Origin of the sequence: Amycolatopsis sp. WAC 01375 (genome assembly GCF_003947325.1) — a bacterium.
Lineage (GTDB): Bacteria > Actinomycetota > Actinomycetes > Mycobacteriales > Pseudonocardiaceae > Amycolatopsis.
On record NZ_QHHW01000010.1, the window covers coordinates 161,016 to 177,879 of the forward strand.

Genomic DNA, 16,864 nt, shown 5'->3' on the forward strand with positions numbered 1-16,864 from the left:
CGTCTTCACCCCGAACGAGACATAACGGGCTCGTTGAATGTTCGACTAGACACATCCGCAGCGCGAAAGGAGGTAACGGTGCTTAGGGTGCGGACGTGAGTGCTTTATGACGTGGTGGCACGCGGTCGTGATCTTCGTCGCGGGGCTCTGGGCGGGCACCATCAACACGGTCGTCGGTTCGGGCACGCTGGTGACCTTCCCGGTTCTGGTCGCGCTCGGCTACTCGCCGCTGACGGCGACGACGTCCAACGCGATCGGCCTCGCCCCCGGCACGGTCAGCGGGGCGATCGGCTACCGCGAGGAGCTCAAGGGCTACTGGCCCCAGGTCGCCAAGCTCGCCGTGGCGTCGTTCTTCGGCGCGATCTGCGGGACGATCCTGCTGCTCTCGTTGCCGAAGGACGCTTTCGAAACCGTCGTGCCCGCGCTGGTCGGGCTCGCGGTGGTGCTGGTGATCGTCCAGCCGCGCGTGGGAGCCTGGGTGGCGAAGCGCCGCGAGGAGAACGGGACGGTCCACAAGATCGGGCCGCTCCTGCTGTTCCTGATCTTCCTGATCGGCATCTACGGCGGATACTTCACGGCCGCGCAGGGCGTGATGATGATGGCCGTGATGGGGATGCTGATGTCGGAGTCGCTGCAACGGCTCAACGGCGTCAAGAACGCGCTCTCCGCGGTCGTGAACATCGTCGCCGGCGCGATCTACGCCTTCATCGCGCCGGTCAGCTGGCCCGTGGTCGCGCTGCTCGCGGTCGGGTCCACGATCGGCGGCCAGATCGGCGCGAAGATCGGTCGCAAGCTTTCGCCGAAGGTGCTGCGCGGCGTGATCGTCGTGATCGGTCTCGCCGCGATGGTGCAGCTGCTCTTCAAATAGGAAAGCCCGCTCCAGGCCTCCGGCGTGTTCCGCCTGGACGCACGCGAATCACGCGCACCGAACCAGCCAGCAGCCTCGGCAGGCGTCGCGAAAGCCCCTTTTGGGGCACCGCATTTGCTTACCCACTACTCGGGGCTCGCGCTCTGAGATCCCCCCTTGGTCGTCGTGTGGCCTTAGGCGTGACACGCGTGATTGGAAGCGGAACTCGCGTGATTGGAAGCGGAACTCACGGCGGACCCGGTCACGGGCGAGATCGGCCTCCAATCACGCGAGTTCCGCGTTTAAACACGCGAGTTCCGCCTTCAATCACGCGCGACGTCCATCGGCCTGGTGGTGACATCACCTCACGACCCACCCGCCAACCCGCAGGTCAGACGTAGGCACACAAATGAAGGCCTCCTTCGCGACGCCAGGCGTCCCGAAAGTGGCTTTCGCGACACGCTGAACCTGTCAGCGCGGGAAATCCCCGGCCGCTTCGAGGAAGAGGTCGTTCTCCTCGGGCGTCCCGATGGTCACTCGCGCGCCTTCACCCGCGAAGGGACGCACGATCAGCTTGCGCTCGAGTGCGTGCTCCGCGAACTCGGTCGTCCGCTCGCCGAGCGGCAGCCAGACGAAGTTCGCCTGCGTCTCCGGGACCTCGTAACCCTTGGCCACCAAGGCATCCCGGACGCGAGTGCGTTCCGAGACGATCTCCTTGCAGCGTTCCAGCAGTTCATCGGCCGCGTCGAGGGAAGCGATGGCCGCAGCCTGGGCGATCATGTTCACCGAGAACGCGACGTAGACCTGCTTCAGCGCGACGGTGATCGCTTCCGGCGCCACCGCGTAACCCACGCGAAGGCCGGCGAGGCCGTACGCCTTCGAGAACGTCCGAAGCACCGCGACGTTGTCCCTGCCACGCGCCAGTTCGACGCCGTCCGGCACCTCGGCGTCGGTCACGAACTCCTTGTACGCCTCGTCGAGCACGACGAGCACGCCCGACGGCACGGCGTCGAGGAAGCGCTCCAGTTCCGCGCGCCGCACGACGGTCCCGGTCGGGTTGTTGGGGTTGCACACGAAGACCAGCCGCGTCTTGGGCGTGATCGCGGCGAGCATCGCCTCCAGATCCAACCCATGTCCGACTGTCAGCGGCACCTTCACGCTGACGGCGTTCGCCACCTGCGTGACGATCGGGTACGCCTCGAACGAACGCCACGGGAAGACGACCTCGTCGCCCGGGCCGCACAGGGCCTGGATCATCTGCTGGCAAAGGGAAACCGAACCGCAGCCGACGGCGATCCGCTCGACCGGCTCGTCCAGTTCGCGGGCCAGCCGCTCGACGAGCCCGGAAGCCGTGATGTCCGGGTACCGGTTGATGCCCTGCGCCGTTTCGGCTATGGCCTGCGCCACACTCGGCAGCGGCCCGCCGGGCACCTCATTGCTCGCCAGCTTGATCGCGCCCTGGATTGTCCGGCCAGGGACGTACTTCGGCAACGATTCGAGATCCGCACGCGGCGAAACAGGTGACATCTTCGGCGCTCCTACGTCTGGGGGACGGCTCCGACACCGTATCCTCCCGCGCGAAGGCAAGCTCCGAATATTTACCTAAGAGTGGTCTGATGGAGGAATGACCCTCACGACCACCGTGGAACACCAGCACGCCGACGGCCACACGCTGCGCCTGACCTTCGCCGAACCGGACGGTGTCGTCCGCGGCGGGCTCGTAGTGCTGCATGGGGAGGTCGAAGAGGGTCTGGACCTGCTGCTGGCCGGGCTCGCCGGCGAAGGCTGGCTCACCGTCACCCCGCATCTCGACCGGGACGACCTCACGCAGCAGGATCTGCTCGAAGCCACCGACGCGACGCTTTCGTGGCTCGGCGAGCGCGGGATCCAGGCGGATCTCGTCGGTGTCGTCGGTTTCGACCTCGGCGGGACCGCCGCGCTGGTCGTGGCGTCGAACCGCAGGCTGGGCGCGGCGGTGAGCGTCGGCGGGCAGGGCGTCACCGGGCTGCCGGTGCTCGTCGAGATCGCCGGACGGCTCACCAGCCCGTGGCTCGGCATGTACGGCGACGCCGGTGACGAGGCCGGAGGCGCCGAGGTCGAACAGCTGCGTGACGCGGCGGCGACGGCGGACGTCGCGACGAACGTCGTCCACTACCCGGGCGCCAACCATCGCTTCGACGCCGACCCGGACGCGGCCGCGGAGGCCTGGCAGCGCACGTTGAATTGGTTCGACGCCCACCTGCGCTGACGCCATTCGCGCTAGCATTCCCCTGAGATGTGACAGGGGAGGGTCGAATGGCACAGTCACCCAAGGTACCTGCGACGCCACAAGCCGCTTTCGGAGCTTCGGCTCCGGCGCTGGCTCCGGTGGCGGGTCAGATCCGGGATGCCAAGACCGATGCCAAGAAGGGGACCGTCAAGGTCTCCGAGGACGCCGCCAAGAAGCTCGTCGACGCGCTGCTTAAAGCACGCCATGAGCTCAACGCGCTGATCAAGGACTCGACGGAGTTCAACGCGCCGTTGAAGCTCGGCGACAACTTCGTCGGTCACACCATGAGCGAACGCTTCCAGGGCGCCGCGAACAAGGGGACCGAAGCGGCCGTGCCCGTTCTCAAGGACTTCGCCGTGGTGCTCAAGGACTTCCAGCTCACCGTGATGGCGGCGCGGAAGATGTACGTCGCCGCGGACGAAGAAGGCCAGGAGCAGCTCGAACGGGTCGCCCGCCGGTTCGACATGGAGGACATCGTCGAGCAGGAGCGGAAGGACGAGCACTGATGCGCATCCTTCCCATGCCGTGGCCGCCGCGGGAGCCCGAACCGCGGCCCGGCCCCGAGCACCTCAACGCCGACATCGACTGGATGAGCTACTCGCATCGAGAGCTCTACGAGATGGTCCACAACGAGCTGGACCTCGCGAGCGCGGAAGCCGTCGCCGCGCAGTGGACGAAGATCAGCGCGTTCCTCGACAGGGTCGGTTCCGAACTCAGGGCGGCGCTCGTCGCCACCGCCGACGGCTGGACGGGTGAGGGCGCGGACAGGGCCCGTGACGCCGCGATCAAGCTCGTCGACTGGGCGGGCGACACGGGCTGGCGCGCGGAGAACGTCGCGAACTGCGTGCGCCGCCAGGCGGACATCGCCGACACCGCGCGGCGCACGATGCCCGAGCCGCCGGGTCACGCGCCGCGGCCCAAGATGCCGGAGCCGCCGAGACGCCGCCCGATCCCGGTCTCCGATGATGCGACGCAGGCGATGTCAGCCTCGACACCGTCGGCGCCGTCCGGATCCGGCTTCGCCGAGGCGGGGCGCATCATCGCCGAACCCACCGACGAGAGTTCGCAGGATCTGCACCGGCAGGCGGCCGACGTGATGACGCGGATGCAGCGGAGCTCCGGCGAGGTCTACGAGAACGTTCCGACCTTCACCTCGTACGGCAAACAGCCGAACCTCCTCAAGACGCCCGAAGAGCCGGAGCCGAAACCGAAACCCGAACCGACGCCGGAACCGGTGCCGCCGCCGGACGACTCCACGCGCAGCAGCGGCGCCGACGACGCCGCCCCGATCCAGGTCCGGGAGCCGGTCGAGACGCCGCGCGCACCCGGCGCGAGCAGCGGGGCCTACGTGCCGCCGCCGTCGCCCGGGTCCTCCGGGGGAACCCACGAACAGCTAGGACAGGGCGGCCGATCCGGTGCCGGCGGCTTCGGGCCGTCGGGACAGCAGCCCGGTCAACCCGCCGGGACACGCGCCGCGGCCGCGGGCATGGGCGGCTTCGGCGGGATGCCGATGGGGATGGCGCCCTCGCAAGGACGGCAGGGCGAAGAGGACCACAAGGCGCCGGACTACCTCGTCGAGGATTCCGACATCTGGGGCCTCAGCGGGCACGTGACCCCGCCGGTCATCGGCGAAGACCCGAGGAGCGGTCGCTGATGGACTGGATCCGGTTGCACATCGGCGAACTGTTCCTGCTCTGGTCGGCGCACGGACGCGACGAACTGCCCGCGGTACTGGAGATTCCGCACGTCGGGCGGACCCCGGAGTTCCGCGCGGAACTGGTGGCCACGGCGAACGGGACGCTCTCGGACCGCGGCCTCGGCACGGTGGAGGCGCCCTCGCCCGAGCTGGTCCGGCTGCTGCACACCGTCGCGAACAGCGAACTGACACTCGACCTGCGGCTCGACGGCGATCCGGCGTACCGGGCCGTCGGCTGCGTGTCCGATCGCGGCGCGGTCGCGATCGGCGTCTCGGGCACCGACGTCGAGCTGTCGGCTCTGCGGGAACCACTCGTCGCCGCGACCTTGCTGCAGGCGTTGCCGCCGTGCGAGCAGGGGCGGGGCCTCTCGGTCAACCTGCGCGTCGACGACTACACGGCCGCGTGCGAGGCGGGGGAGCGCGGCGGGCAGCCGGCGTTCTCCGACGTTCTTCGTGACGCCGGATTGCGTGAACCCGAGGTCATCGTGATGGTGCGGATCGCGACACAGCGGATCGGCAGCGGGCGGCTCGGCGCGACCAGGAAGTCGTGGGAGGGCCGCTGGGTGCGCGGCGAGGGCACGCTGACCTGGGTGGACACCCCCGACGGCCGCTACGGGCTTCGTCGCGACCGGGGCTGGCTGACCATCACCCCGCTCGACGCGGCTCGGCTCAAGACGATGGCGTACGAGCTGTTCACGGGGGCTCGCCAGTTCGGTTAACGAGGGTTAACATCGCGGGGTGACGCACACCGCCGACGCCCCAGAAGTGCTCTGGCGCCCTGAGCCGAGCCGCCTGTCCGACACCAAGATCGACGCGTTCCGCCAGTGGCTGCGCACCGAACGCGGCGTGGAAGTCGACGACTACAACGCGCTGTGGGAGTTCTCCGTCCAGCGCGGACCGGAGTTCTGGTCCGCCGTCGCCGACTTCCTCGGCCTGCGCTGGCACAACGAGCCCGGTGCGGTGCTCACCGGCGAGATGCCGAACGCGCGATGGTTCGAAGGCGGCACGCTGAACTACGCCGAGCACTCGCTCATGTCCGGTGTCGCGGGTGCCGCGAAGGCCGACGACGAGGTCGCCGTGATCTTCCATCGCGAAGACGGCCTCTCGTCGCAACTGACCTTCGGCGCCCTCCGATCCGCCGTCGCCTCCGCGCGGGAAGGGCTGCGGAAGCTGGGAGTGTCCAAAGGGGACAGGGTCGTCGCGCTGGCGCCGAACTGCCCGCAGACGCTGATCGCCTTCCTCGCCACCGCGAGCCTCGGCGCGATCTGGTCGTCGTGCTCGCCGGACTTCGGCGTCCGCGCCATCACCGACCGGTTCGCGCAGATCGAGCCGAAGGTGCTGATCGCCGTCAACGGTTACGTCTACAATGGACGGTGGTTCGACAGCCGGTCGACGGTGAACTCCCTGCGCGACGAGATCTCCACGCTCGAAGCCACGGTGCTCATCGACTACGCGGGCGGCCGCCTCGACGGCACGCTCGACTGGGACACGCTGCTCGCCGACAACGCCGGCGCGGAGCTGGCCTTCGAGCCCGTCGAATTCGGTCACCCGCTGTGGGTCCTGTACTCCTCGGGCACCACCGGCCTGCCGAAGGGCATCGTCCACGGCCACGGCGGCATCACCCTCGAACACCTCAAAGCCCTTGCCCTGCAAAGCGATCTCGGTCCGGGTGATCGGTTCTTCTGGTTCACCACCACCGGCTGGATGATGTGGAACTTCCTCATCTCCGGCCTGCTGACCGGGACCACGATCGTGCTCTTCGACGGCAGCCCGGGACATCCGGACCTGAACGTGTTGTGGCACTTGGCCGAACAGCACCGCGTCACGTACTTCGGCACGTCGGCGCCGTACATCCAGAGCTGCCTGAAGGCCGGCATCAAACCGGCCGAACGGTACGACCTCACCGCGTTGCGCGCCTTGGGATCCACCGGCGCGCCGCTGAGCGTCGAGGGCTTCCGGTGGATCGTCGACGAGGTCGGCAAACGCGTCCAGATCTGCTCGGTCTCCGGCGGCACGGACCTGTGCGCGGCGTTCGTCGCCGCCGCCCCGGACGTCCCGGTCTGGCTCGGCGAGCTTTCCGTCCGCGCGCTCGGCGCCGCCGTCGCCGCGTTCGACGAGAACGGGAAGCCCGCCGTGGAGACGGTCGGCGAACTGGTGATCACCGAGCCGATGCCGTCGATGCCGGTGTTCTTCTGGAACGACCCGGACGGCTCAAAGCTGCGCGAGGCGTACTTCGAGATGTACCCCGGGATCTGGCGGCACGGCGACTGGATCCGGATCACCGGCCGCGGCTCCGCGGTCATCTACGGGCGCAGCGATTCGACGCTCAACCGCGGCGGCGTCCGGATGGGCACGGCCGAGTTCTACCGCGTCGTCGAGTCGTTCGACCAGGTCGCGGATTCGCTGGTGATCGACACGTCGGCGGCGGGAAACGAGGACGGGCAGCTGCTGTGCTTCCTCGTGCTGGCCGAGGGCGCGTCACTCGACGAGGTCGAGCCCGCCCTGCGCAAGGAACTGCGCGGGGCTCTGTCGCCGCGGCACGTACCCGACCGGTTCGTCCAGGTGAGCGAAGTGCCCCGGACGCTCAACGGCAAGAAATGCGAGGTTCCGGTCAAGAAGATCCTTTCGGGGGTTTCGCCTGACCGCGCCGTCAGCCGGGATGCCCTGCTGAACCCCGACGCCCTTGTACCGTTCGTGGAGCTGGCAAGGAGTTAACGGGAGCGGGATTTGGCGGGCGCTTGGCGGGTGGCGGGTGCCACCTCGGTGGCGGTGATCACCTGGGTGACGCGGCTGGCCGGACTGCTGGCCCTGGTCTCGGTGCTGGTCCCGGCCGGGCGGCGCACCCTGCGCGGACGCGTCGCCGAATGGCTGGAACTGCCGCACGAGGCCACGGTCGGCGCGGCGACGGTCGCGCTGGTGACCGGGGTGCTGCTGATGCTGCTCGCCACCGGTCTCAAGCGGCGCAAGCGCCGGGCCTGGCAGCTGGCGGTCGCCACCGCCGCGTTGTTGACCGTGTCGCACCTCGGGCTGCGGCACGCCCTCGGCGCCGGGCTCGTGTCGCTCGCGCTGCTTTTCGCCCTGATCGCGACGCGCAGGTATTTCATCGCGCTCCCCGATCCGGTGACCGGCCGATGGCGCGCGATCCGGGTCTTCCTACAGCTGACGGCGGCCGGTGTCGCGATCAACTTCGTGCTGCTTTCGGCCGCGCCCGTCGCCGCGAGTGCCGTCGACCGCCTGGCGCAGTCGATGCTGGCCCTGATCGGCGTGAGCGGTCCGGTGGTGTTTCCCGCGCTGTGGCTGGAGGACCTGTCGGCCGCCGTCGGCCTCCTGTTCGGCATCGGCGCGGTCCTGCTGGCGGCGTACTTCCTGCTCCGCTCGGCCGAACCCGCGCCGGAGCTGACCGACGACGAGGTCGAGCGGCTCAGGGCGCTGCTGGGTGAGCGGGACTCGCTGGGCTACTTCGCGCTGCGCCGGGACAAGTTCGTGGTCTTCTCGAAGTCGGGGAAGGCCGCGGTGACCTATCGCGTGATCGCCGGTGTCGCGCTGTGCTCGGCGGACCCCCTCGGCGACCCGGAAGCGTGGCCCGGCGCGATCGAGGAGTACCTGGACGTCTGCCGCCGATACGCCTGGACCCCGGCGGCCATGGGCTGCTCGGAACTGGGCGCGACCGTCTGGGTCCGCTTCGGGCTGGAGGTGCTGGAGATCGGCGACGAGGCCGTCGTGGATACGGAGACCTTCACCCTCGAAGGCCGCGTCATGCGCGGAGTCCGCCAAGCCGTCTCACGCACGAAGCGCGCCGGCTACACCGTCCGCGTCCGCAAGGCCGAAGACCTGTCTCTCGCCGAATTGAACGAACTCCGCACCCTCGCCGCCACCTGGCGCGGCACGGACACGGAACGCGGCTTCTCGATGGCGCTCGGCCGCATGGGCGACCCGGGCTCGGTCCTGGTGACCGCCGAGCACGACGGCCGGGTGCGCGGCCTCCTCCAGTTCGTTCCGTGGGGCGAGAAGGGCCTCTCGCTGGACGTCATGCGCCGCGACCGGACCGCCGACAACGGCGTCAACGAACTGATGATCTCCGAACTCCTCCTCACGACCCCCGCACAGCACGTCTCCCTGAACTTCGCCGCCTTCCGCGCGGTGTTGGAGCAAGGCCAACGCATCGGCGCCGGCCCCGTCGCCCGCCTGTCCGCCCGGACATTGCGATTCTTCTCACGCTGGATCCAGATCGAGACCCTCTACCGCTTCAACGCGAAGTTCCAGCCCCGCTGGGTCCCGCGCTACCTGGCCTACCCCGCGGCCCGCGACCTACCCCGAGTCGGCGTCGCCGTCTTCGAAGCCGAAGGCCTCGGAGGCCGCCCATCCGGCCTGCTCAGGGCCCTGCAACGCGTCTAAGGGGGCCCCCTTCCAAGGGGGTCCACGGGGTGTGTAACCTATTTGAGCAGTGGTCGTTGGGCCTGGGAGGCTTCGCCTAGTCTGGTCTATGGCGCCGCACTGCTAATGCGGTTGGGGGTAACCCCCCCTCCCGGGTTCAAATCCCGGAGCCTCCGCTGGTGCCTGTTCCGGCAGGTGCTAGATTGATAACTGAACAAGCGCCCGTAGCTCAGCTGGATAGAGCATCTGACTACGGATCAGAAGGTCAGGGGTTCGAATCCCTTCGGGCGCACGTCTGGTTGAGACAGCACTAAGGCCCTCCCGTTCGCGGGAGGGCCTTTTTGTCTGTCCTGTGTGGACGATTGAGACCCACCCGGGAGTCGAACCCGGAGTCCAACGGCTTTGCAGGCCGCCGCACGACCGTCGTGAAAGTGGGCAGGTTCAGGTCATCGTGCCCTCGGCAGGAGTCGAACCTGCGTTCCCGGCTTCGGACGCCGGCGTCGTATCCGTTGGACCACGAGGGCTTGCGGAGGATGCAGGATTCGAACCTGCGCGGCGCTCGCGCGCCGACCACCGTTTTCGGGACGGTTGCCTTACCCGACTCGGCCAATCCTCCTTGCTGTGCTGCCTGGTCGGACGCCCGCGAGTCGAACGCGGTGACTCCTGATCCCAAATCAGGCGGGTCGCCAGTGCCCCTCGCATCCGTCGACCGGCGTATCTCCCTCCGATACGCCGACCAGTACCCCTGCCAGGACTCGAACCTGGGACCTCCGCATTCGTAGTGCGGCGCTCTGTCCACCTGAGCTACAGGGGTGAGGTGGAGACGAGTGCACGCCTCCACCGGCGCTCGACCTGGCCGCCTCGATCGGCGACGGGGACGAGCTTTTGGGAAAAGTCTTCAATTACCAAGTTTTGCGCTGAAATGGGCAGCGTCGAGCACCGGCGGGAGGAATCGAACCCCCTGGACACGGTTGGGAGGCCGTTCCGCTTCCCAAGCTCGGCGATAAAGAATTGCTTGGGCATACCAAAAAGAGAAGCCGCCCGAATCGGTTTCCCGATAGGCGGCTCCCTGGCACCATGTGCGCTACGGCGTTATGATGGGGAGCCCTCGCAGGCCAGAATCCTCTGGCCAGGCTTGCATGAAGGTCGCCAGAAGCGACGCGACGGACGTACGGCTATGGACGCGACAGTCGAATGCCTGCCCTGCGTCTTTCGCTCGTGCATGTTCGTCATGGCTGCTCCTCGGCTGTTGAGTTCACTCATCATGACCTATAGGTAGCAGGACGGCAATCCTATTTCGGAAGGCTTCCTGCCGGGACAGATCGCGGGGCGCACCCGATCGTCGTCGATTAATGAGCTGTTGCCGGCGCGATGAAGAGTACACTCGGTTCTCCTGAGGTGAGGCGATGGAGGGACCGAGGGAATGGCAAAGATGACGGAAAGTTCTACGGTGTATACAGAATCAGGTAAGCGGCTCACATCATTCGAAGTGTGCGCTGGTGGGGGTGGACTTACTCTCGGAATGCACCAAGCAGGCTTCGATCCGGTGCTGCTGGTGGACGACAACCCCGACGCATGTGGAACTCTTTCCGCGAATATGCCTGATTGGCCGGTCCTGCGCGCCGACTTCACCGATCTCGATCCGGCGGAGCACGACCAGGTGTACGACGTGGACTTGCTGGTCGCGGGATTGCCGCGAGTCAAGGCCACGGCGGCTGTCGCGCGTCCCGACGGAGGGGAACCCGAACTCGCGCTCGTGAAGGCGGCCGCCTTGCTCGTCACCAGTGTCCAGCCGAAGGCGTTTGTCATCGAGAATGTGCCGGATCTGGTGACGAAGGAGAAGTACCAAGGGATCCGGGACTATGTGGAGGAGTGGCTTCGTGACCTGGACTATCGGTGTGAGTGGTTCGTGGTCAACGCGAACGAGTTCGGTGTGCCTCAGGACCGGAAGCAGGGTGTCCTGGTGGCGCTCAAAGGTGACGGAATCGACGCGTTCAAGCCGCCGGTCGTGAGTGGTGAACCCGCAGGCACCGTTGGTGGCGCGTTGTTCGAGTCGATGGCCTCTCAAGGCTGGCCGCAGGCCGAAGAGTGGGCGGCGATGGCCTCTCACGTCGCGCCGACGCTGGTGGGCGGTTCGGAAAAACGCGGTGGTGCCGATCTCGGCCCTCGCGGGTCGAAACGGGCGTGGGAGAGGATGGGGGTCAACGGTGGCTCGCTGGCCGATGAGCTGCCGGGCCCGGACTTCCAATGGGATCCGGCGGTCGGCCCACGAGGTATGGTTCGCCTGACGGTCGCGCAGACGGCCCTCCTTCAAGGGTTCCCTCACGGCTGGCAGTTCGTCGGACGCAAGACCTCGTCGTACCGCCAGGTCGGGCAGGCGTGCCCGCCTCCGGTCGGACGGGCGTTGGGCGAAGCGGTGAGAGAAGCGCTCGCCGTGTGTTGATTCCTGCGTTCGCATGGTCCCGGATAGGATCCGGGACCATGACCGCGGAACCACCCAACACAGTCGAACAGGTCCACATGGTCGACCTGTTCGCCGGACCAGGCGGACTCGACGTAGCTGCACACTGGCTCGGCGTGACGGTGGACGGCGTCGAATGGGATGACGACGCGTGTGCGACCCGCGAGGCGGCGGGTCTTCGTACGCTCCATGCCGACGTCAGAGACTTTGGTCCTCGAGACTTCCCGGAAGCCACCGTGCTCGCCGGCGGCCCGCCTTGCCAGACCTATACGGTCGCCGGGCGAGGCGAAGGTCGGCGAGCCCTGGAGACGGTCCTCGGTTACGTCAAACGCATGGGCGCGGGCCACGACGTCCGACCTGAGCTGAAAACGCTGGACGACGAGCGCACCGGGTTGGTGTTGGAACCCCTCCGCTGGGCGATCGAGGCGTGGCAGGCCGGTCGCCCGTACGAAGCCATCGTGCTGGAGCAGGTACCCGCTGTGCTCCCTGTCTGGCTCGCTTATAAAGATGCTCTCGAAGGCTTGGGTGAAGAATCGCTCAAAGAATCGGTGCGATCCGGAGAGTCGGGAAAAACGGCGACTGCCCGGAAGGATTCGAAGTACCGAGTGGTGTGCGGGATCCTGCATACCGAGGAATTCGGGGTACCGCAGACTCGGAAGCGTGCGATTCTGATTGCGCGGCTGACGAATGAAGAGGTTCCCAGGCTTCCTGAGCCGACGCATCGCCGGTATCGCAAGGGTGTGAAGAGAGCAGAAGGTGATCCCGAGCTGCGGGAATGGGTGACCATGGCCGAGGCCACGGAAATCCCGCGATCGTTCAAGGTCGTCTCGAACTATGGCACCGGAGGGGATCCCAAGGCTCGCGGTGAGCGAAAGTCTGTCGAACCGGCCGCGACCGTGACCGGGAAAGTGACGAGAAACCGAGTGGTCATGTCAGACGGGACCGAAGATCGATTCACTCCCCCTCTGGCAGGTCGTCTGCAAACCTTTCCCAAGGACTACCCGTGGTCCGGCAAGGCGGTAGGTCAGCAGATCGGCAACGCCATCCCACCGCGTCTTGCCGTTCACGTCTTGGCTGCGGCGCTCGGACGAAAGCCGGTGGAGGAAAGCCTCGACTCGGCCGTCAAGGGCAGCTGGACGGCCACGAAGGACTCATGTCCGGTCAAGACCGTCCCGCTGACAGCCGAAGCCGAGCAACTCGACATCACTCGTCTATAGGCTTGGATTTCTTGCTTCGATCCCTGGCCGGAGCTTCTTTGAGCAGGCGTTCGAAAAGGGGGGTCAAGCGCGCGATCGTAGCGTCGCTGACCGCCCCGTCATCGGGGCCGACAGGGAGCCGGTCCCACGGGACTGCCGGCATCTCGGCTGCATCCTCGATCCAAAGGCGGAGAGCGTCGTCGTCGGTGGGCTCCTCCGGCGCGAGTACGTCATAGAACAACGTGCTTCCGGCGGTATTCACCGCGGATGACAAGGAATTCACGAGGTCACCGTGCCGAGGACGGCGTTCGGTCAGCGGATCCTGCAGGACACGAAGAAACGCTAACGCCGTCGGACGGTGGTCGATCACATCGAGCCGCATGGGGGATCCCAGTACGTCTTGGGAACGACATGCCAGCTCGACTGTCCTGTAGTCACTCCCGTTGCGAAAGAGCTCAGCGGCCCACCACAAGCGCGAGAAGGCCTGGAGGTCGTGACGACCGCTGAACCGAACTGCATTGGTACCCTTTTTGCCCAAGTGGCGCCAGATGACGTAGTCCGGTGCCACGACCAGGGCGAGGAAGTTCCACAATCCGCTATCGGCTGCCTCCGCGCGAGTCATCCGCATACTCGCGTGCAGCCGAGGAGCCAGCCATGCGTCGGCCACTGCTCTGGCCTTCGGGGTGCGGAGGTCCTGGAAACGACGCATCGCTTCTTCGACCAGCGCCCGGATCGGCGCCGTCCGCCATCGCATTTCGCCCTCGGGCATCGGGCTTGCTGCCTTCCGCAGTGCCAGTCGCGGCGGTGTCTCGTGACCGGACAGGATACCGATGGTGAGGTGCCTGGCCACGACGGCGTTCGGAAGAGATCCCAGAACCTCCGGGATTTCGACACCTACTTCGGAGGTCTTCATCGGGTACCCCTTTCAGCCTTGACGGTGCGGACCGCATCGGTCAGGCGTCGGGTGACTCGGCTGCGTTTCGCGGCCGCGTAATGGATCCCGGTCTGAAGTTCGGACCAGCCGTAGCCGTCTTGCTGTCGTTTGTGGACTTCGTAGAGCGCGTCCGAGAACGTCCTGCCGGGGAGGACGTTCGGCAGCATCGACTGGATGACATTCTTGCGCCAGTCGTCGGGCAACAACGGCGTCCCCTCGTCCACTTCGAGGCTGCTGATCGCGCTCTCGAACATAGCCACCCAGGCATCGTGGGCGATGTGGGCGGACGTCGTGTCGCGGAGGGCCCGCTCTTCTGGCGTGGCGCCCTTCGCATAGAGAACTTCGATCAGCTCGGGAATTGCGGAGGTGTTGAGGTAGACCTTCGGTGTCGTACCGGTCGTGTCGATGATCCACGGTGCATCTTGGTACTGGCGAAGCCACTCCTGCGGACCATTCTGGAAGTCGATCTTCTCGATTTCGACCTGCTGCCGACGTCGGGGCGTGGCGGCATGCAGGTCTGCGTACCAATTTTTCTCCGTCGACCCGATGATCCGGCCAGGTACCCCGTCGACCGTGGCGACGATGGCGAGGGACAGCGTCGCGCGATGAACATGCTTGCTCCGCACGAAGTCGATAGATCCGGTCCAGGAACCCTCGCCTATCTTGGTCAGGGGTACTGCCCGGCGTGCGTTCGTTGCGGACTCGGTGAGGACGGCCACGCAGCGGACGTCTTCCCACGGCCCTTGCTCCTGCGGTGTCGTCGCACGCAGGCCGAGCGTCGCAATTTCCCAGCGGTCGCGGCCGATGCTGTGCAGGGCCACGACCCGATCGGTTGTCGAGATCCTTGTATAAGGCAGCTCGTCGCCGTCGACGGCGACAGATGTTACTTCGAGTTCGACATCGCCGAACAGTGTCTTGTAGGGAAATACCTGCTTCACGCGACACCTCCGCGCGGCTTCTGGAGATCGACGACGAGACGGGCCAGATTGCCCTTCACGGGATGAGTGGCGGGGTCGGTGACGCCTTCGAAGGTGGCTGCTCGCACGCCAGGTTCGACCAGGACATGGCCATCCTCGATCCGGCAACTGTCGACCGGACTCAGGGACATCCACTCGACGCTCGGACGGCCGCCGGAACGCACGGCGAACTTGGCGACCGGGGCGAGCTGCCACACGTCCTGGGCATCAGGGAGCTTGAGCGTCACTCGAACGTTCCAGGCACCGGTGCTGTCGACCCGTGCTTCGGCCTTGTCGATCGCGGCTGTGCCCGGCGCGCGACGATTGCCGGGAGACCCCGAACCGTCCAGTTGCAAGAGTTCGAGCAGCGACGACGGCCCCTCGTCGGTGTTGGACTCGCGGCGTCCGACCAGGCGCCGGACTGTCTCGTCGATGCCTGTGCGGAACTCCCGGAGCCGGGTTTGCGCGCCGCGTTCGTACAGCGAAGTGAGTTCTTCGGTGCGGTCCCACTTGTTGTGCTCGGGTGGTTCGGACGCGCGGAGGAACTCCTCGGCGAGCTGTATGTCTTCGCCTTTTCCGCGGGTGGCAGCGCCCGCGAGCAACACGGCACGGAACGGCGATGCTCCCAACGGCAGTTCACGTGGCCTGTGGTCCGTGATCGTCATTCGATTGCCCCGCATCAGGACCACGTGGTTGAGAGGCTCGTCTTCTTCGTCGGTGTGGGTGAGCAGCAAGACCGCGTCGTGAGTGATCCCCTTTCCCCTGAAACCCTTGCCCTTCAGCGGGGGAACGGTCAGGGGGACTTCGGCCTTGACCACCTGATCCGAAGTGGTCAGTTCTGAAACTGTCTCCTCGTCCAGATAGGACTTCAATGCGCGAGTGAGAGCAGGATGGCGTTGGCGTGGGTCGACGCGGTGATCCGGCTTGTCCACATGGCCGTTACGCAGTGTCGTCACTTGGGCTTCAAGCAGAGGGCCCGCGGTACGACCGCCCACCATTGCCGCCCAGAAATTGTCCTCAAGGGAGCGGACGAGTTTGTTGCGCATCTCTTCCAGCGTCTCGGCGAACCCCGATGCGTCGTGCGCGCCGACGACGAGGAAGGAAGTCCCCGGTTCAGAGCTGGCGCGAGTAAGGTGCAGGTCGGCGAGAGTCCGCTCGTCGGCCCACCAGGAGCGAGAGACGCCGGCGTACCGTGTTTCGGTCTCGGGCTCCCCGAACCAGGCTGGGCCCGCATAGGGGCGTCCTTCCACCTCGCGCCATGGCAGGTCGAGACGGCCGACGACTCGTCGTTCGGTACGTCCCTCCCACGGTCGCGACAACGTGCTGTTCATGAACACCATGCCGAATCGGCTCGCTGCCCATAGCGTGGCTTTGCCCAGCCCGTACGAGCCGCCTGCCTGCCCGCCGGTGTGCTTGTGGCTGTCGAGCTGACGACGGACGACTGCGGCATATCGCCCGTCGTCGTATTCGGAGCCGGTGAGGCCGGACGCGTTGTAATCGTCGACCCGAAGGAGGACCAGCGATCTGGTCTCAGCCAAGTTGGACAGGGAGACTCGCAGGCTCCGCGAAACCTTTTGGTCGGCCTTGGCCGCTTCGGTGAAGTGCGCCTGGAGCGAATTCCACTGGATGGCTTGCTGAAAGGCATCCAGATGCTCGCCGGTGAGTTCGTGAAGGGTGAAATGCACACGGACTGGTTCATTGTCGTCATAGCGTTCGTCAAGGGAGTTCTGCGTTGCTTCGCGTGCGAGTCCGGCGAGATCGGCGTCGAAGGCGAAAGCCGCGGCGTTTCCGTACTCACGTCCGCCGTCGTTGTGGCCGGGGCGGTGTTGCCAACCACGTGGTAGTTCGACCGCCACGTCGGCCGACAGGTTGAACAGCGCGGACGGGTCCGTGCCGAGCTGGGTGGCGATCTTGCGCTTCATTTCCTCGCGGGGTTCGGCACGGTGGTTGACCCATGCCGATACGGCGGCCCGTGTGACGTCCAGCCGTGCCGCGAAATCTGCCTGGGTCACTCCCGTGCGTCGAAGTTGGCGGGCCAGCCACGTGCCGAACTTCTCGACTTCTTCGGAGGACATCCCTGCCGCCACCCCTCGACGTTGATCCGTAACACTTGAGGGTGACAACTGTATTT

Annotated in this window: 13 protein-coding genes and 7 tRNA genes; 11 read left to right on the forward strand and 9 right to left on the reverse strand. The window is 66.6% G+C overall.

What is annotated here, in order from left to right:
- The first annotated feature begins 106 nt into the window (after positions 1–106).
- Positions 107–868, forward strand: a complete 762-nt coding sequence (locus tag DL991_RS03010; protein WP_125780673.1) for a sulfite exporter TauE/SafE family protein — start codon at positions 107–109, stop codon at positions 866–868.
- A 450-nt stretch (positions 869–1,318) separates the two neighbouring features.
- Here the strand turns inward: DL991_RS03010 and hisC are convergent, their stop codons facing one another.
- A complete protein-coding gene (hisC, locus tag DL991_RS03015; protein WP_125780675.1) occupies positions 1,319–2,374 on the reverse strand; it encodes a histidinol-phosphate transaminase in 1,056 nt (351 codons plus the stop codon).
- Between the two features lie 97 nt (positions 2,375–2,471).
- Here hisC and DL991_RS03020 point away from each other — a divergent pair, with 97 nt between their 5' ends.
- The 8 genes from DL991_RS03020 (at position 2,472) to DL991_RS03055 (ending at position 9,478) form a co-directional block, all read left to right on the forward strand.
- Positions 2,472–3,095 (forward strand): dienelactone hydrolase family protein, encoded by a 624-nt coding sequence (locus DL991_RS03020; protein WP_125780677.1) that lies wholly within the window; start codon positions 2,472–2,474, stop codon positions 3,093–3,095.
- A 47-nt stretch (positions 3,096–3,142) separates the two neighbouring features.
- Entirely contained in the window at positions 3,143–3,622 is a 480-nt protein-coding gene (locus tag DL991_RS03025; RefSeq protein ID WP_233598650.1) for a hypothetical protein, read from the forward strand.
- Positions 3,622–4,770 (forward strand): PPE domain-containing protein, encoded by a 1,149-nt coding sequence (locus DL991_RS03030; protein ID WP_125780679.1) that lies wholly within the window; start codon positions 3,622–3,624, stop codon positions 4,768–4,770. The genes DL991_RS03025 and DL991_RS03030 overlap by 1 nt, the downstream gene beginning before the upstream one ends.
- Positions 4,770–5,531, forward strand: coding sequence for an ESX secretion-associated protein EspG (locus DL991_RS03035; RefSeq protein WP_125780681.1), 762 nt, complete (start codon positions 4,770–4,772; stop codon positions 5,529–5,531). Before DL991_RS03030 ends, DL991_RS03035 begins: the two co-directional genes overlap by 1 nt.
- 19 nt (positions 5,532–5,550) lie before the next feature.
- Positions 5,551–7,527, forward strand: a complete 1,977-nt coding sequence (locus tag DL991_RS03040) for an acetoacetate--CoA ligase (RefSeq protein WP_125780683.1) — start codon at positions 5,551–5,553, stop codon at positions 7,525–7,527.
- A gap of 30 nt (positions 7,528–7,557) precedes the next feature.
- Positions 7,558–9,207: a phosphatidylglycerol lysyltransferase domain-containing protein gene (locus DL991_RS03045; RefSeq protein ID WP_125780793.1), complete on the forward strand. Its 1,650-nt coding sequence runs from the start codon at positions 7,558–7,560 to the stop codon at positions 9,205–9,207.
- Between the two features lie 65 nt (positions 9,208–9,272).
- A tRNA-Ser gene (locus tag DL991_RS03050) sits at positions 9,273–9,362 on the forward strand.
- 42 nt (positions 9,363–9,404) lie between these two features.
- Positions 9,405–9,478, forward strand: a tRNA-Arg gene (locus tag DL991_RS03055).
- Positions 9,479–9,551: 73 nt separating this feature from the next.
- On the opposite strand, the gene DL991_RS42535 is transcribed toward DL991_RS03055, so the two are convergent.
- The 5 genes from DL991_RS42535 to DL991_RS03070 all read right to left on the reverse strand — a co-directional run bounded on the left by DL991_RS42535 (position 9,552) and on the right by DL991_RS03070 (position 10,000).
- A tRNA-Cys gene (locus tag DL991_RS42535) sits at positions 9,552–9,623 on the reverse strand.
- Positions 9,624–9,638: 15 nt separating this feature from the next.
- Positions 9,639–9,710 (reverse strand) — tRNA-Arg (locus DL991_RS03060).
- Positions 9,711–9,713: 3 nt separating this feature from the next.
- Positions 9,714–9,802 (reverse strand) — tRNA-Ser (locus DL991_RS03065).
- 13 nt (positions 9,803–9,815) lie between these two features.
- A tRNA-Pro gene (locus tag DL991_RS42540) sits at positions 9,816–9,891 on the reverse strand.
- A gap of 35 nt (positions 9,892–9,926) precedes the next feature.
- A tRNA-Arg gene (locus tag DL991_RS03070) sits at positions 9,927–10,000 on the reverse strand.
- 618 nt (positions 10,001–10,618) lie between these two features.
- Between DL991_RS03070 and DL991_RS03075 the strand changes: the two genes are divergently transcribed.
- Both DL991_RS03075 and DL991_RS03080 read left to right on the forward strand, forming a co-directional pair.
- On the forward strand, positions 10,619–11,629 hold the full coding sequence (locus DL991_RS03075) for a DNA cytosine methyltransferase (RefSeq protein ID WP_125780685.1): 1,011 nt from the start codon (positions 10,619–10,621) through the stop codon (positions 11,627–11,629).
- 38 nt (positions 11,630–11,667) lie between these two features.
- Positions 11,668–12,864, forward strand: coding sequence for a DNA cytosine methyltransferase (locus tag DL991_RS03080; RefSeq protein ID WP_125780687.1), 1,197 nt, complete (start codon positions 11,668–11,670; stop codon positions 12,862–12,864).
- On the opposite strand, the gene DL991_RS03085 is transcribed toward DL991_RS03080, so the two are convergent.
- Genes DL991_RS03085 through DL991_RS03095 form a run of 3 tightly spaced genes read right to left on the reverse strand, consistent with a single transcriptional unit; the run spans position 12,851 to position 16,808 of the window.
- Positions 12,851–13,756, reverse strand: a complete 906-nt coding sequence (locus tag DL991_RS03085) for a DUF6339 family protein (protein WP_125780689.1) — start codon at positions 13,754–13,756, stop codon at positions 12,851–12,853. The two genes, DL991_RS03080 and DL991_RS03085, sit on opposite strands and share 14 nt — an antisense overlap.
- Positions 13,753–14,715: a hypothetical protein gene (locus DL991_RS03090; RefSeq protein ID WP_125780691.1), complete on the reverse strand. Its 963-nt coding sequence runs from the start codon at positions 14,713–14,715 to the stop codon at positions 13,753–13,755. The genes DL991_RS03085 and DL991_RS03090 overlap by 4 nt, the downstream gene beginning before the upstream one ends.
- Entirely contained in the window at positions 14,712–16,808 is a 2,097-nt protein-coding gene (locus tag DL991_RS03095) for a helix-turn-helix domain-containing protein (protein ID WP_125780693.1), read from the reverse strand. The genes DL991_RS03090 and DL991_RS03095 overlap by 4 nt, the downstream gene beginning before the upstream one ends.
- Positions 16,809–16,864: the final 56 nt, after the last annotated feature.

What these genes read in the sequence shown, in the direction of transcription:
- hisC (WP_125780675.1), bottom strand. Translation starts at nt 2,374, where the DNA reads ATGTCACCTGTTTCGCCGCGTGCGGATCTCGAATCGTTGCCGAAGTAC.
- DL991_RS03035 (WP_125780681.1), top strand. Translation starts at nt 4,770, where the DNA reads ATGGACTGGATCCGGTTGCACATCGGCGAACTGTTCCTGCTCTGGTCG.
- DL991_RS03075 (WP_125780685.1), top strand. Translation starts at nt 10,619, where the DNA reads ATGACGGAAAGTTCTACGGTGTATACAGAATCAGGTAAGCGGCTCACA.
- DL991_RS03085 (WP_125780689.1), bottom strand. Translation starts at nt 13,756, where the DNA reads ATGAAGACCTCCGAAGTAGGTGTCGAAATCCCGGAGGTTCTGGGATCT.
- DL991_RS03025 (WP_233598650.1), top strand. Translation starts at nt 3,143, where the DNA reads ATGGCACAGTCACCCAAGGTACCTGCGACGCCACAAGCCGCTTTCGGA.
- DL991_RS03080 (WP_125780687.1), top strand. Translation starts at nt 11,668, where the DNA reads ATGACCGCGGAACCACCCAACACAGTCGAACAGGTCCACATGGTCGAC.
- DL991_RS03030 (WP_125780679.1), top strand. Translation starts at nt 3,622, where the DNA reads ATGCGCATCCTTCCCATGCCGTGGCCGCCGCGGGAGCCCGAACCGCGG.
- DL991_RS03010 (WP_125780673.1), top strand. Translation starts at nt 107, where the DNA reads ATGACGTGGTGGCACGCGGTCGTGATCTTCGTCGCGGGGCTCTGGGCG.
- DL991_RS03095 (WP_125780693.1), bottom strand. Translation starts at nt 16,808, where the DNA reads ATGTCCTCCGAAGAAGTCGAGAAGTTCGGCACGTGGCTGGCCCGCCAA.
- DL991_RS03020 (WP_125780677.1), top strand. Translation starts at nt 2,472, where the DNA reads ATGACCCTCACGACCACCGTGGAACACCAGCACGCCGACGGCCACACG.